Source organism: Pseudalgibacter alginicilyticus (assembly GCF_001310225.1).
Classification (GTDB): Bacteria; Bacteroidota; Bacteroidia; order Flavobacteriales; family Flavobacteriaceae; genus Pseudalgibacter; species Pseudalgibacter alginicilyticus.
This window is the reverse complement of record NZ_CP012898.1, coordinates 3,471,859-3,486,700: the sequence shown is the minus strand read 5'-3', so window position 1 is coordinate 3,486,700 and position 14,842 is coordinate 3,471,859. Positions and strand designations below refer to the sequence as shown.

Annotated in this window: 16 protein-coding genes; all 16 read left to right on the top strand. The window is 30.9% G+C overall.

Annotation, left to right across the window (positions count from 1 at the left end):
- Positions 1 to 78 precede the first annotated feature (78 nt).
- Positions 79 to 2,391 (top strand): TonB-dependent receptor domain-containing protein, encoded by a 2,313-nt coding sequence (locus APS56_RS14555; protein ID WP_054729896.1) that lies wholly within the window; start codon positions 79 to 81, stop codon positions 2,389 to 2,391.
- A gap of 28 nt (positions 2,392 to 2,419) precedes the next feature.
- Positions 2,420 to 3,544 carry a PQQ-dependent sugar dehydrogenase gene (locus tag APS56_RS14550; protein ID WP_054729894.1) on the top strand — a complete coding sequence of 375 codons (1,125 nt, stop codon included), beginning with the start codon at positions 2,420 to 2,422 and terminating at the stop codon, positions 3,542 to 3,544.
- 3 nt (positions 3,545 to 3,547) lie between these two features.
- Positions 3,548 to 3,949 carry a c-type cytochrome gene (locus APS56_RS14545; protein WP_054729892.1) on the top strand — a complete coding sequence of 134 codons (402 nt, stop codon included), beginning with the start codon at positions 3,548 to 3,550 and terminating at the stop codon, positions 3,947 to 3,949.
- Between the two features lie 65 nt (positions 3,950 to 4,014).
- Entirely contained in the window at positions 4,015 to 4,620 is a 606-nt protein-coding gene (gene udk / locus APS56_RS14540) for a uridine kinase (protein ID WP_054729883.1), read from the top strand.
- Entirely contained in the window at positions 4,621 to 4,950 is a 330-nt protein-coding gene (locus APS56_RS14535) for an FtsB family cell division protein (RefSeq protein ID WP_054729881.1), read from the top strand.
- Positions 4,943 to 6,325 (top strand): methylmalonyl-CoA mutase subunit beta, encoded by a 1,383-nt coding sequence (locus APS56_RS14530; RefSeq protein ID WP_054729879.1) that lies wholly within the window; start codon positions 4,943 to 4,945, stop codon positions 6,323 to 6,325. The genes APS56_RS14535 and APS56_RS14530 overlap by 8 nt, the downstream gene beginning before the upstream one ends.
- Before the next feature lie 12 nt (positions 6,326 to 6,337).
- Positions 6,338 to 7,939, top strand: coding sequence for a methylmalonyl-CoA mutase family protein (locus APS56_RS14525; protein WP_349267542.1), 1,602 nt, complete (start codon positions 6,338 to 6,340; stop codon positions 7,937 to 7,939).
- Between the two features lie 32 nt (positions 7,940 to 7,971).
- Entirely contained in the window at positions 7,972 to 8,445 is a 474-nt protein-coding gene (locus APS56_RS17265; RefSeq protein ID WP_349267541.1) for a cobalamin-dependent protein, read from the top strand.
- Positions 8,446 to 8,531: 86 nt separating this feature from the next.
- Positions 8,532 to 8,966 carry an RrF2 family transcriptional regulator gene (locus tag APS56_RS14520; protein ID WP_054729877.1) on the top strand — a complete coding sequence of 145 codons (435 nt, stop codon included), beginning with the start codon at positions 8,532 to 8,534 and terminating at the stop codon, positions 8,964 to 8,966.
- A 48-nt stretch (positions 8,967 to 9,014) separates the two neighbouring features.
- Positions 9,015 to 9,749: an iron-sulfur cluster repair di-iron protein gene (ric, locus tag APS56_RS14515; RefSeq protein WP_054729856.1), complete on the top strand. Its 735-nt coding sequence runs from the start codon at positions 9,015 to 9,017 to the stop codon at positions 9,747 to 9,749.
- Between the two features lie 108 nt (positions 9,750 to 9,857).
- On the top strand, positions 9,858 to 11,039 hold the full coding sequence (locus tag APS56_RS14510) for a hypothetical protein (RefSeq protein ID WP_054729853.1): 1,182 nt from the start codon (positions 9,858 to 9,860) through the stop codon (positions 11,037 to 11,039).
- Between the two features lie 277 nt (positions 11,040 to 11,316).
- The gene (locus tag APS56_RS14505; RefSeq protein WP_054729848.1) at positions 11,317 to 11,580 is read left to right on the top strand and encodes a hypothetical protein; all 264 of its coding nucleotides are present in this window, start codon (positions 11,317 to 11,319) and stop codon (positions 11,578 to 11,580) included.
- Between the two features lie 258 nt (positions 11,581 to 11,838).
- Positions 11,839 to 12,603 (top strand): ParA family protein, encoded by a 765-nt coding sequence (locus tag APS56_RS14500; RefSeq protein WP_054729845.1) that lies wholly within the window; start codon positions 11,839 to 11,841, stop codon positions 12,601 to 12,603.
- 3 nt (positions 12,604 to 12,606) lie between these two features.
- Entirely contained in the window at positions 12,607 to 13,518 is a 912-nt protein-coding gene (locus APS56_RS14495; RefSeq protein ID WP_054729842.1) for a ParB/RepB/Spo0J family partition protein, read from the top strand.
- Positions 13,508 to 14,128, top strand: a complete 621-nt coding sequence (locus tag APS56_RS14490; protein ID WP_054729839.1) for a DUF5683 domain-containing protein — start codon at positions 13,508 to 13,510, stop codon at positions 14,126 to 14,128. The genes APS56_RS14495 and APS56_RS14490 overlap by 11 nt, the downstream gene beginning before the upstream one ends.
- Before the next feature lies 1 nt (position 14,129).
- Positions 14,130 to 14,831 carry a 4-hydroxy-tetrahydrodipicolinate reductase gene (gene dapB, locus APS56_RS14485; RefSeq protein ID WP_054729837.1) on the top strand — a complete coding sequence of 234 codons (702 nt, stop codon included), beginning with the start codon at positions 14,130 to 14,132 and terminating at the stop codon, positions 14,829 to 14,831.
- Positions 14,832 to 14,842: the final 11 nt, after the last annotated feature.

Sequence of the window (14,842 nt, the reverse complement as noted above, 5' to 3'; positions counted from 1 at the left end):
TTTAAAGAAAAATTTTTAACTTTTAAAAAAATTATCACTATACTTAATCAAATCTGAATCCTCTTATTAATTTAATAAATGACTAAAAACCCAATACAGACTATTAGAAAATCATGTCTTTTTTTGTGGATATTAATTTTTAGCTGCCAATATAATTTTAGTCAAAAAAATATAAAAGTAAAAATAATTGATGGCACTAACCGTATTCCTTTAAGTCATGTTCAAATTAAAAATTTAAAAACTAACATCTATTCAAATTCCAATGAGTTTGGGGAATTTACAATACCTAATACAGGAAATTATGAATTTCGAAAAATAGGATATATTAGCAAAGAAATTCAAATTTCTAATTCAGATTTTATAATCATTCAATTAGATATTAATCCTTCTGAACTCGATGAAGTTTTTGTAAGCTCCAACCATTTACCGCTTCACCTTAAAAAAGCTGTTTCATCCATTCAAATTGTTTCTTCAGAAGATATAAATAGGGCCAACAACACAAATATTAATTCTGCTTTAAATCGAGTTACAGGTGTATTTATGCAAACCGCTGCTTTAAACACCAATAGAATCAGTATACGAGGTATAGGCACCAGAAACTTATATGGAACTTCCAAAATAAGGGCTTATTTTCAAGATATTCCGCTAACTTCTGGAAACGGGAATACTAATATTGAAGATTTTGAATTGGGTGCCATAACCAAAATGGAAATTATTAAGGGAGCTGCTTCAAGCATTTATGGAGCTGGATTAGGTGGCACGATTCATTTACAACCTCAAAACGCCTATTTAAACCAAACCAACTTGCAAAGCGAATTAACTATTGGTTCTTTTGGTTTAATGAAAGGGTTAATAAACATCAATCATGGAACAAATAAACATAGCTTTAGAGCAATTTACAGCAATACACATAGCGATGGTTTTAGAGAAAACAATAAATACGACCGCCAAACTTTTACAATAAATACCAATCATTTTATTAGCCAAAAAGATAATCTAAATTTATTTATTAGTTTGGTAAACCTAAAAGCTTTTATTCCAAGCTCCATTAATGAAAATGATTTTATAAACAATCCCAAATCAGCAGCTTTTACATGGAAACAAGCCAAAGGGTATGAGGATTCACAGCGCGGTGTTTTTGGTTTATCTTGGAACCATCAATACCATAATAATTTAAAACAGCTTACTAGTATTTTTACTTCTTTTAAAAAGAGCTACGAACCCAGACCTTTTGACATTTTAGAAGAAAACACTAATGCTTTTGGTTTAAGAAGTCGACTCATTGGCAACTTAAAACTATTCAAAAATAACTTACACTGGACTATAGGAGGTGAATTTTTTAGAGACACTAATCAATGGGGCAATTTTGAAAATTTATACGAAAATTTCCCTACAGGAACTGGCAGCGTTGAAGGAAATCGGTTTTCTGATTTTAAAGAAGAACGCAGCTATTACAACCTCTTTTTTGAGACTAATTATAGCATCACAAAAAAAACCACAGTATCTATCGGATTAAATTTTAATGACACATCATACAACCTAGAAGATAGATTTCCAGATTCCAGTCCTAACCAATCGGGTTCCTATAACTTTGAAAACAAATTATCTCCCAAGTTTGGTATTTCACAATTAGTTACAGAAAACATAAGTCTATACTCCAATATTAGTCATGGGTTTTCTCCTCCTTCATTAGAAGAAACATTATTACCAGATGGCTTAATTAACACCAATATAAAGCCTGAAACTGGCTGGAATTATGAAATTGGCAGCAGAGGATCTATACTTAAAAACAAACTTCAGTTTAATGCTGCTATTTTCCAAATGGCTATTAAAAATCTTTTAGTAGCAAGAAGAACAGCTGATGATCAATATATTGGAATTAATGCAGGTAAAACAAGACATGATGGCCTGGAACTTTCTTTAAACTATAAAATCATGAACACAGATGCCATCAATCTTAAATCTTTTATTTCGTATACCAAAAATAATTTTAAATTCAAGAAATTTATTGATGACACGAGTGATTATTCTGGAAATAAACTAACAGGTGTACCCTCAAATATTTTTAATGTTGGAATAGATATAAATTCAAAACTTGGCATCTACGGAAATATTAATTATCAGCATATTGGAAGCATGCCTATAACTGATAGTAATTCTCTTTTTTCAGATGCTTACAACTTAACAAACTTAAAAATAGGTTACCAAATTTTGATGGCACAAAAATTGACGTTAAATGTTTTTTTAGGAGTGGATAATATTTTCAATGAAGCCTTTGCTTCCCAAATTCTTATTAATGCCAGTGGTTTTGGAGGCAGTGCTCCTAGATATTATTACCCTGGAAATCCAGTGAACTATTTTTCTGGAATTCATATAAGTTATAAGATTTAATGTATTTTTACAATAAAGAAAGAAAAAAATGATAAAAAATTTAGCTTTTATATTCACAATATACATGTCATTTTCGGCATGCGCACAACAACAGGACTCTTCTGTTGAAGCAGAAATACCAAAAAACCTCAACTACACTACTGAAATGTATGTGGCAGATTTGGATATTCCTTGGGGGATGGTTTTACTTCCAGACAACAGCATGTTAATTACTGAAAAATCAGGTCAACTTATTCATTTTAAAGGAGGTAAAAAAACCAACATTGCAGGACTTCCCGATATTTATGTTCGTGGACAAGGTGGTTTTATGGATGTTGAATTGCACCCTAACTATTCTGAAAATGGTTGGATTTATTTTTCGTTTGCATCTGCTAATGGTGAAGGAGATGGAGGTAACACAGCCATCATGCGAGCAAAATTAAAAGAAAACACCTTAGTTGAAAAAGAAATCTTGTACAAAGCCAATCCAAACACTAAAAAAGGACAACATTGGGGTTCTCGTATTGAATTTGATAATGACGGCTACCTATTCTTTTCTATAGGTGAACGCGGTGAACGTGATATCTATCCTCAGGATTTAACTTTGGATTGCGGAAAAATTTATAGACTAAACGATGACGGTAGTGTTCCTCATGATAATCCTTTTATCAGCACTGCAAATGCAAAAACAGCCATTTACAGTTACGGTCACAGAAACCCACAAGGATTAGTTAAAAACCCAAAAACAGGTGATTTATGGGAACATGAACACGGCCCTAAAGGTGGAGATGAAATCAATATTATAGAAAAAGGCAAAAACTATGGCTGGCCAGTTATTTCATATGGAATTAATTATGCAGGCACCAGTTTTACAGACATTACAGAAAAAGAAGGCATGGAACAACCCCTATTTTATTGGGTACCATCCATTGCACCAAGTGGCTTAACATTTGTTTTTTCTGACAAATATCCTGACTGGAAAGGCAATTTATTGGTTGGGTCTTTAAAATTCCAATATTTAGAACGCTTGGTTTTAAAAGACGGAAAGGTTATAAAAAGAGAAAAACTTTTTGAAAATATTGGTCGCGTTAGAAATGTTTTAGAAGCTACTGATGGTAATATTTACATTGCGGTTGAAGGTAAAGGTATTTTCAAAATTGTTCCTAAAAAATAATATATGAAATTAATAATAATCACATATTTTACTGCCATAACATTTGTTTTTTGCCAAAATAAGCAAAATCCAAAACTTCAAGAAAGCATAGAACGTGGTCGTGCAATTTATACTGATTTTTGTGTTAATTGTCATATGCCAGCTGGAGAAGGTGTTCCTGAAACCTTTCCGCCATTAGCAAAATCTGATTATTTAATGAAAAATCGAGAAGCAAGTATAAGAGGTATTAAATATGGTCAGAGTGGCGAAATAGTAGTTAATGGCAAAACATACAACGGCACTATGGCTCCTATGGGTTTAAGCGATGATGAAGTAGCGGATGTTATGAATTACATCACCAACAGTTGGGGTAATAAAAACGATAAAATGGTTACAGAAGTCGAAGTTTCTAATATCAAAAAATAAAAATTTCCACCCAATTAAACCTCCTATTTTAGCTAACTTTGTCAAAAAAGTTAAAACATTAAATCATGCTTATTATTGGTATTGCTGGTGGTACTGGTTGTGGAAAAACAACCGTTGTTAATCAAATTTTAAAAGAATTACCAGAGGGCGAAGTAGGTATCCTCTCGCAAGACTCATACTATAAAGACACCTCACATTTAAGTTATGACGAACGGGTTAAAATAAATTTTGATCATCCACGCTCTATTGATTTTGAATTATTACACGAGCACTTAGTTGAATTAAAAAAAGGCAATACAGTGCACCAACCCGTCTATTCATTTGTTAAACATAATAGAACAGGAGATACTATTTTTACACACCCCAGAAAGGTGATCATTGTAGAAGGTATTTTAATTTTAACAAATCCAGAATTACGAGATATGTTTGACATTAAAATTTTTGTACATGCCGATAGTGATGAACGATTAATACGCCGTTTAAAGCGTGACATTACAGAACGTGGTAGAGATTTGGACGAAGTTTTAACCAGATACCAAACCACACTCAAACCGATGCACAATCAGTTTATTGAACCCATGAAAGAGTTTGCGGATATTATAATTCCTAACAACAAATATAATACCGTGGCAATAGATATAGTAAAAACCATCATAAACCAAAGATTATAAATGGCAGCCCCTTTTAACAAAAAGAAGCTATTGAAACCATTCAAAAACATATTCATTCTTATATTGACCGTGTTTATTGTTTGGATGCTATTTTTTGATGCCAATTCTTGGCTTATTCATCATGAATTGAATAGCGAAATTAACGATTTAGAAAACGAAAAAGAATACTACAAAAAGGAGATTGAAAAAGATAAAAAAGCACTTAAAAAATTAAGTACTGAAGAAGGTATTGAAAAATTTGCTCGAGAAGAATACTATATGAAACGCGAAAATGAAGAAATTTACATTATTGAGTACGAAGACAGCCTTAAGGTAAAACCAAATGAGTAAAAGACTTTTTGATGAATTTAATAGGGTTTCTGCTAAACAATGGAAACAAAAAATACAAGTCGACTTAAAAGGAGCCGACTACAACAACACGCTTATTTGGAAAAGCAATGAAGATATTTCAGTGAAACCTTTTTATCATGCCGATGATTTTAATGACCTTCCAGATCCCTCAAATACTAAAGCTTCCGAATGGAAAATAGGACAGTTTATCTACGTAGCGGATGTACAAAAATCAAATGAAAAAGCTATAAACTTAGTTAAAGAAGGGATAGATACTATAACGTTCATCATACCAACAGCTCGTATTTTAGTTTCTGATTTATTACAGAATATTAACCTAAATACCGTTTCCATTTCTTTTGAACTACAGTTTCTATCATTCCCATACGTACAAATAATTTATGATTATTATCTTAACTGCAATCAAAAGACTCTATTAAATAATTTCAATATTAAAACAGATATCATTGGAAATTTAACCAAAAATGGGAATTGGTTTAAAAATTTAAATGATGATTTTAAAACCTTTACGTCTATTGTAAAAATTACAAATTCATTTAACGTTGACGGGGTATTATATCAAAATGCAGGAGCTAATATTGTGCAACAATTAGCTTATATAATCTCCCATGTCAATGAATATTTAAACCTCATTGACAATCTAAGCAAACAGTCATTTACATTTACTTTTCATGTATCCGTTGGAACTAATTACTTCTTTGAAATTGCCAAACTAAGAGCTTTACGAATTCTTTGGCATACCTTAGCTTCAGAATATAAAATTAATTCAGATTGTAATATTGTAGCAACATCTACTAAGCGTAACAAAACACTCTACGATAACCATACCAATATGCTTCGTACAACGACTGAATGCATGAGCGCCATTATTGGAGGAGCTAACACAATTGTTAATTTGCCCTATGATGCCATATACCACAAAACAAATGATTTTAGTGAACGTATGGCACGAAACCAACTCCTTATTTTGAAACATGAAAGCCATTTTGATAAAGTAAACAACCCTGCCGATGGAGCTTACTATATTGAAACGCTAACGAAGCAATTAGCAGAAAAAGCCTTGATATTATTTAAAGATATTGAAGCAAATGGTGGTTTTTTAAAACAACTAAAAGAAGGTACCATTCAAAGAAAAATAAAAGAAAATGCTGAAAAAGAGCAAAAACAATTTGATGAAGGAAAGGAAATTTTAATTGGGACCAATAAACACATCAACCCTAATGACAGGATGAAACAAGAGTTAGAGCTTTATCCATTTATTAAAAGTAATCCTAGAAAAACATTCATTGAACCCATTATAGAAAAGCGATTATCTGAAACTTTAGAAAAAAATCGATTAAAAAACGAGCTTTAAAAAACCTTCTAAATGTTAAGAAAAAATCTTCAACACATTGCTTTAAAAATACCAACTATCATCCAGAATCCGATAGAAAAAAGCCCTCCCTTTATTATTAAAGGTATCAACATAAAAACACATTATTCTAAAACAGATATTGAAAATTTAGAACACCTCAACTTCGCCGCTGGCATATCACCTTATTTACGAGGTCCATACAGTACTATGTATATAGAAAATCCTTGGACAATAAAGCAATATCAAAAAAATTTAAATGCTGAGAACATTGATACCTTTTACAAAGAAAGTATCCTAAAAGAACAAGAAGAACTTTTCATTATTTTGGATGCAGTTAACCTAAAAAACAATAGTAATGACAGCAAACATAATGTTATAAACACAGATATTGCCATCAATATTGTTGATGACATGAAGTTGATTTTTAACCAAATCTCTTTAGAAATAACCAATCTATCTATAACTCTAAACCATACTATTTTACCCATCATGGCATTTTATATTGTTGCAGCAGAAGAACAAGGAGTAACACCCCAACAATTAAAAGGCTCGATAGAAAATGACATTTTAAAAGAATTTATGGAGCCAAACCGCTATTCCTCTCCTACTCATTCTATGAAAATCATTTCTAATATTTTTGAATATACAAACCAATATATGCCCAAATTCAATAGCATAAATATTTCGGGGCACTATCTACATGAAGTCAATACAACCGTTTACAAGGAGTTGGCTTACATGTTAGCACAAGGATTGGAATACATAAAAAAAGGCTTAGAATTAGGTTTAAGCATTGATACATTAGCTTCCAAATTATCTTTCTCTTGGAGTATTGGCATGAATCATTTTATAGATATAGCTAAAATGAGAGCAGCAAGAATGTTATGGGCTAAAATGATTAAACAATTTAATCCTAAAAATGAAAATTCATTAAAACTACGTACACATTGTAAAACCGCAATTTACAGTTTAGCTGAGCAAAATTCTTTTAATAATATAACAAGAACAACTATTCAAGCTGCCTCCGCAATATTTGGCGGCACACAATCTTTACATACAAATATTCCTACTCAAGCCAAAGATTTACAAACCAACTTATCAGTTCGTATTGCCCGAAACACACAACTTTTTTTACAAGAAGAAACGAAAGTAACAAAAACAGTAGACCCTTGGGGTGGCAGTTATTATATTGAAAAACTAACCCAGAATCTTACAGAAAAAGCTTGGGAGCATATTGAAGAAATTGAAGCAATGGGCGGCATGACTATGGCTATAAAATCTGGCATTTATAAATCACACATTAAAGAAACTTTTAATAAAAAACAAACACGTATAGATTTTAATCAAAATATTACAACTGAATTAAATCAATATAAATCAGAAAAAAATACCTCAAATAATATTCCTAATGTAGATGAACAAACTACATTAAATCAGCAATTAGAACGTTTAAATAAAATTAAATCCGAAAGAGATTCTGAAAAAATTAAAACAATCCTTTCAAAACTAACCAGTGCAGTACAAAACGGCCAAGAAAACCTATTAAGTTTAGCAATCGATGCTGCTCGTGAGCGAGCAACTTTAAATGAAATCTGCAAGGCACTTGAAGTTTAACTCTAAAAACAAATACAAAATCATAATATAAGATGTACAACTCAAAACTAAAAAATGATGACTCTTATAAAAAAGCACAAAAATTAGCTGATGTTTTTGCAGAACAAGACGGCAGACGCCCACGAATTATGATTTCAAAAATGAAACAAGATTATCTTGTTCAAAACACTAAAGTGTTAGCAACAACATTTGCTCATATTGGTTTTGATGTAGACATTGCGCCTCTCTTTGAAACGCCACAAGAGATTACTAAACAAGCCATAGAAAACGATGTGCATATTTTAAGCCTATCAGTATCAGCAACAAATTATAAAATTTTAATTCCACAAGTTATTAGTGGATTAAAAAAATATGGCCGAGAAGATATAATGATTATTGTAGGCAGCACTATTCCAAAACAAGATTATAAATTTCTATTTGATGCTGGCGTTGCTACTATTTTTAATCCAGACGAAGATATTAACAAAACAGCTATTGAAATTTTAACCATTTTAGTAGGTCTGTAATTTTTTACTAAACAAAACATTTTAATTAAGATAAATTTGTCTTAGTTAAGTTTTTATACTACTTTTGTATAAAATCAATAAGGAATATGTTTTCAAAAGCCTGTGAATACGGCATTAAAGCTACAATATTTATTGCTATAAAATCAAAAGAAGGTTTACGAGTAAGTCCAAAAGAAATAGCAAAAGAAATTGATTCACCTCAGGCTTTTACAGCCAAAATATTACAAGCATTAGTTAAACATCAAGTTGTAAATTCTGTAAAAGGTGCTTATGGTGGTTTTGAAATTAACAAAAACAAATTAAAAACCATTAAACTGTCTCAAATAGTTAATGCCATTGATGGTGACACTATTTATAAAGGTTGCGGTTTAGGAATGAAAGCCTGTAATGAAAATTTCCCTTGTGCTGTACATGATAAGTTCAAAAATATAAGAGATGAATTGAAGCATATGTTGGAAAACACAAATTTAGAAGAATTAGCACTAAACATTAAGTCTGGTGCTTCATACTTAAAGGTCTAAAAAAAATTTGAATATAAATAGGATAAAATTATCCGAAATAATAACATTATGGAAGTACTTAATAATAATGCAAAAAAACAGATTGGACAATTTGTAGCAGACGACTTTAGAACAGCAGCAGTATTTAGCAACTACGGTATAGATTTTTGTTGTAAAGGCCAAAGAAGCATTGAAGAAGTTTGCAAAAAAAATGATATAAATATTAACGAATTGTTAGACAAATTAAATGCTGTATTACATTCAAATACAGACCAATCCATAGACTATAAATCTTGGCCATTAGATTTATTGATAGATTATATTGAAAAAAAGCACCATCGCTATGTAGAGGAAAAAATTCCGGTATTACGTCAGTTTTTAGATAAATTATGCAACGTTCATGCAGAAAGGCATCCAGAACTATATAAAATAAACGAACTATTTACTGCCTCTGCGAATGAATTGGCAACACACATGAAAAAAGAAGAATTAATTCTTTTCCCTTTTGTAAGGAAAATGGTTTCTGCTACTAAATCAAAAAACCCGATTGAAGCACCACACTTTGGCACCGTTGAAAACCCAATTACAATGATGATGCAAGAACATGACAATGAAGGGGAACGCTTTAGACAAATAGCGGAACTAACAAATAATTATAATCCGCCAGCAGATGCTTGCAACACCTATAGAGTAACTTTTGCTATGTTAGATGAATTTGAAAAGGATTTGCATTTACATATTCACTTAGAAAACAATATTCTATTCCCTAAGGCCATAAAACTGGAACAACAATTCCATAAATAATACATTTTCTTATTATTAAAAATTCCAGAAAGGTTAATCTTTCTGGAATTTTTAATTAGTAATACCTCTTTAAGGTTTCTTATATTTATCATTTAGAAATAAATTATAATGCAGAAAAAGCTTGTGCTAATATGTTTCTTTAATTTTTTAATTGCAGCACTTTTTGGCTTAGCTTTACGGTATTCTTTTATAGGTGAAATTTATATAAATTATCGTTTTCTAACACATGCACACTCTCATATAGCCATGTTGGGATGGGTATATTTAATGCTTTTTGTACTTTTTACCCACTATTTCGTACCAAAAAAAAAGCCTATATATAATCGGTTGTTTTGGATTACCCAGTTTGCGGTTATTGGCATGATGCTAAGTTTTCCATTTCAAGGGTATGCAGCCCTTTCCATTTCATTTTCTACCCTACATATTTTTTGCAGCTATTATTTTGTATATCTTATTTGGAAGCATCACAAAATAGAATCTATAGCTATTAATTATTTAATGAAGGTGTCATTATTTTTTATGCTACTGTCAACTATCGGCGTTTGGTGTTTGGGTCCTGCCGTATCTATAGTTGGTCAAACTTCTGCATTTTATCAAATTGCAATTCAATTTTTTTTGCATTTTCAATTCAACGGTTGGTTTTTATTAGCTGTTATTGCCATATTTTTTCACCTCATAAAACTTAAAGATTCTAAACAATTCCGGTTGTTTCTTAAATTAATAATAACTTCAACATTATTCACTATGGCATTGCCTATTAATTGGTATGCTCCTCATATCTCTTTATTATGGATAAATGGATTAGGAGTTATACTTCAATTAATGGCACTTGTAATATTTTTAAAGCTCATAAAACCATATCAATATTTTATCATACAACACAATTCTAAACTTACTGTTTACGTTTACAAGTTTGCCTTATTTTGTTTTATCCTAAAGATTGGTATTCAACTTTTATCATTCATACCCGAAATTTACGAAGCAGCCTACCAACATCATCATTTAGTTATTGGCTTTATTCATTTACTAATGCTTGGAGTGATTACAGGATTTTTATTTGGATTTGTATTACAAAGTAAATTGATTACTATTAACAGCGAATTACAATTTGGCATTATTTTATTTATTTTAGGCTTCATATTAACTGAATGCCTATTAATAATTCAAGGAAATATGTTTTACTTTAACAAAAGTAGTATTCCATATTATTATTTTTTATTATTTATTTTCAGTGTATTGTTACCATTAGGGATTCTACTAATAACTCTTAACATTTTAAAAAATAAGTAATTACATCTTCAAAACAAAAAAGTTCCCATATTTATCATTTTAAATGAAAACCAATAACTAATCAAGAGAACTCAGACTAAGCACAAACACTTAAAACGATTATTTACAAAAAAAACAATAAAGCAAAAAGCTCAAATGAAATTAAAAAAATAGATAAACACATTATCCTTAAAAAATCTCGTTAATAAATGGTTAAAGCAATCTTTTTTCTTGAAAAGAAATGTAACTTTATTCAAATTTAATTTGCTACTATAAAAAATATATGAATTTACTTTTCATGAAAGAAATAACTCTATTCATTTTCAGTTTTCTTCTTATTATTAGTAATAACATTATTCTAGCTCAAAATACCACAAAACACTCCCATTTAAACTCTAAAATTCCTATTGCAGAAAATATAAAAATTGGAGAACTTAACAATGGTTTAACCTATTATATTAGAAACAATAAAAAACCCGAAGATAAAGTAGAATTGCGTTTGATAATTAAAGCAGAATCTATTCGAAAAAAGATTTTGGTTAAATTTACTGAAAAATGCTGATTTTTACGACAGGAATCTTTCACGAGTTTTTAATTATGAAGAAGATATTAATACTATAACAAAAAAACAAATACAAAACGTTGCAAAAAAATACTTAACTAAGGGTTATAAATTTTGTGTTCATAATCCTGAGAAATAAAAACCGATTAAAAGCTATTCTTAACATATTCTTTATAGCTTAAACTGTTTATTAACAAGTTCGATTTTTATTCCTAATAAATAGTTGTATTTTTGCACCTTTAAAAAACCAAATCACTAATGGGGAAAATCTTTGCAATTGCTAATCAAAAAGGAGGAGTAGGAAAAACAACCACGTCTATCAATTTAGCAGCTTCACTCGGTGTACTAGAAAAAAAAATCTTACTTATTGATGCCGACCCTCAAGCTAATGCTTCATCAGGATTAGGTCTTGATGTAGATTCTGTTGATATAGGTACCTATCAGCTTTTAGAGCATTCTAATTCAGCAAGAGAAGCCATTATTAAAACAGACACTCCTAATTTGGATGTTATCCCTGCCCACATTGACTTAGTTGCTATTGAAATAGAGCTAGTGGATAAGGATGAGCGCGAATACATGCTAAAAAAAGCTTTAGTAGATATTAAAAATGATTATGATTTTATTATCATTGATTGTGCACCATCTTTAGGTTTATTAACGCTTAATGCATTAACTGCAGCAGATGCCGTAATCATACCCATACAATGTGAATATTTTGCATTAGAAGGTTTAGGGAAATTATTAAACACTATAAAAAGTGTTCAAAAAATTCACAATCCAGAATTAGATATTGAAGGTTTATTACTTACTATGTACGATTCTCGATTAAGATTATCGAATCAAGTAGTTGAAGAAGTACAAAAGCATTTTAACAACATGGTGTTTCAAACTATTATTCAACGTAATGTACGTTTAAGTGAAGCTCCAAGTTATGGTGAAAGTATAATTAATTACGATGCCAGTAGTAAAGGTGCCACTAATTACTTAAGTTTGGCAAAAGAAATTATCAATAAAAACTCTTAATGTATGGCTAAAGCAATCAAAAAACAGGCTTTAGGTAGAGGTTTATCTGCACTTTTAAAAGATCCAAGTAACGATATACAATCCGTTGGAGATAAAAATGCAGATAAAGTTATTGGAAATATTATTGAACTCGATTTAAACTTCATCGAAGTTAACCCTTTTCAACCTCGAACCAATTTTAATGAAGAAACACTACAAGAATTAGCATCTTCTATCAAAGAATTGGGGGTTATTCAGCCTATAACCGTTCGTAAATTAGGCTTTAATAGCTACCAATTAGTGTCTGGTGAACGCAGATATAGAGCATCTAAGCTTATTGGCTTAGAAACCATTCCTGCATACATACGAATTGCCAACGATCAAGAATCGTTAGAAATGGCTTTGGTTGAAAACATACAACGCCAAGATTTAGACCCTATTGAAATTGCTCTGTCTTACCAACGTTTAATTGATGAAATCAATTTAACACAAGAACAAATGAGTGAACGTGTTGGTAAAAAACGTTCTACAATCGCAAATTATTTACGCTTATTAAAATTAGACCCTATCATTCAAACAGGCATGCGTGATGGGTTTATTTCTATGGGCCATGGGCGGGCTATAATTAATATTGATGACCCAAATGCCCAATTAGATATCTATGAGCAAATCCTTTCTAACAAACTATCTGTTAGAGATACGGAAGCCTTAGTTCGAGATTTCAACGCCACTGAAGACACACAAAAAAAGCCTACTAAAAAACAAGATACTGTTCTTCCAGAACATATCTCAAAAGGAATAAAAGAATTTTCGGAATACTTTGGACACAAAATAGACGTTAAAGTTTCCAGTAATGGTAAAGGAAAAATAACCATTCCTTTTCATTCCGAAGAAGACTTTAATCGCCTTAAAAAATTAGTAGAACGTGCCAAATAAATTTCTAATATTAGGAGTACTCGCTTTTTTTTATTGTTTTTCTGTCGTAGCTCAAGACAAAAACGATAAAAAAATTATAGAAGCACTTCCTGTAATAGAAACAGATAGCATTATAGTTAAAACAAGAGAACCCATGGATGCCTTATCTCCTGCTCGGGCGGCATTTTATTCTGCTATATTACCAGGACTTGGTCAAGCATACAATAAAAAATACTGGAAAATACCCCTTGTTTATGGTGCTTTAGGAACAGGTATCTATTTTTTTGTTTCCAATCAAAAAGAATACAATAGGTATCGTGATGCTTATAAAAGTAGATTAGCCGGTTTTACCGATGACGAATTTTATTTTGATTCTGAAGGAAACAAACTGGATACTCCTAGAGTTAGCACTACAAATTTGGAACGCGGACAAGAATTTTATAGAAAAAACAAAGATTTATCACTCTTAATTACTGTCGGGCTTTATGCTTTAAATATTATTGATGCCAATGTGGATGCCCATTTACTTCAATATAATGTTGACGACAATTTAACGCTAGCTCCTCATTATGAGTTTAATGAATTTGATGCTAGTAGTAACCTTGGATTAACTTTAAATTTTAAATTTTAATATGAACATTGCATTACTTGGATACGGAAAAATGGGAAAAGCCATTGAGCAAATTGCTTTAAAACGTGGTCATAACATTGTTATAAAAGCAGATGTAGGTACAACGTATAACATTACAGATGCCGATGTTGCCATTGATTTTAGTATCCCATCTGTAGCTTTTAGCAATATATCCAAATGCTTAAACAATGGTGTACCTGTTATTTCTGGTACGACTGGATGGTTAGAAGATTACGATAATGCCGTAGCTTTATGTAATGAAAAAAAAGGGGCTTTTATTTCAGCTTCCAATTTTAGTTTAGGAGTAAATATCTTTTTTGAATTAAATAAAAATTTAGCAAAAATGATGAGTAATTTAGCACAGTACAAAGTGCGTTTGGAAGAGATTCACCACACTCAAAAATTAGATGCTCCAAGTGGTACAGCTATAACCTTAGCAAATGGTATTATTAAAAATCATTCAAGTTTTGACAAATGGGTTTTAGACTCAAAAGAAGACAATGCAGTTCCAATTGTAGCAAAACGTATCGAAAACGTACCAGGTACGCATACCGTGAAGTATGAAAGTGATATTGACTTTATTGAAATGAAACATCACGCACACAACAGAGAAGGTTTTGCTTTAGGTGCTGTAATTGCAGCAGAATGGATTATAGGAAAAACAGGTGTTTTTACAATGAACGATGTTTTAAACATAGGTTAAACCCAACTCTA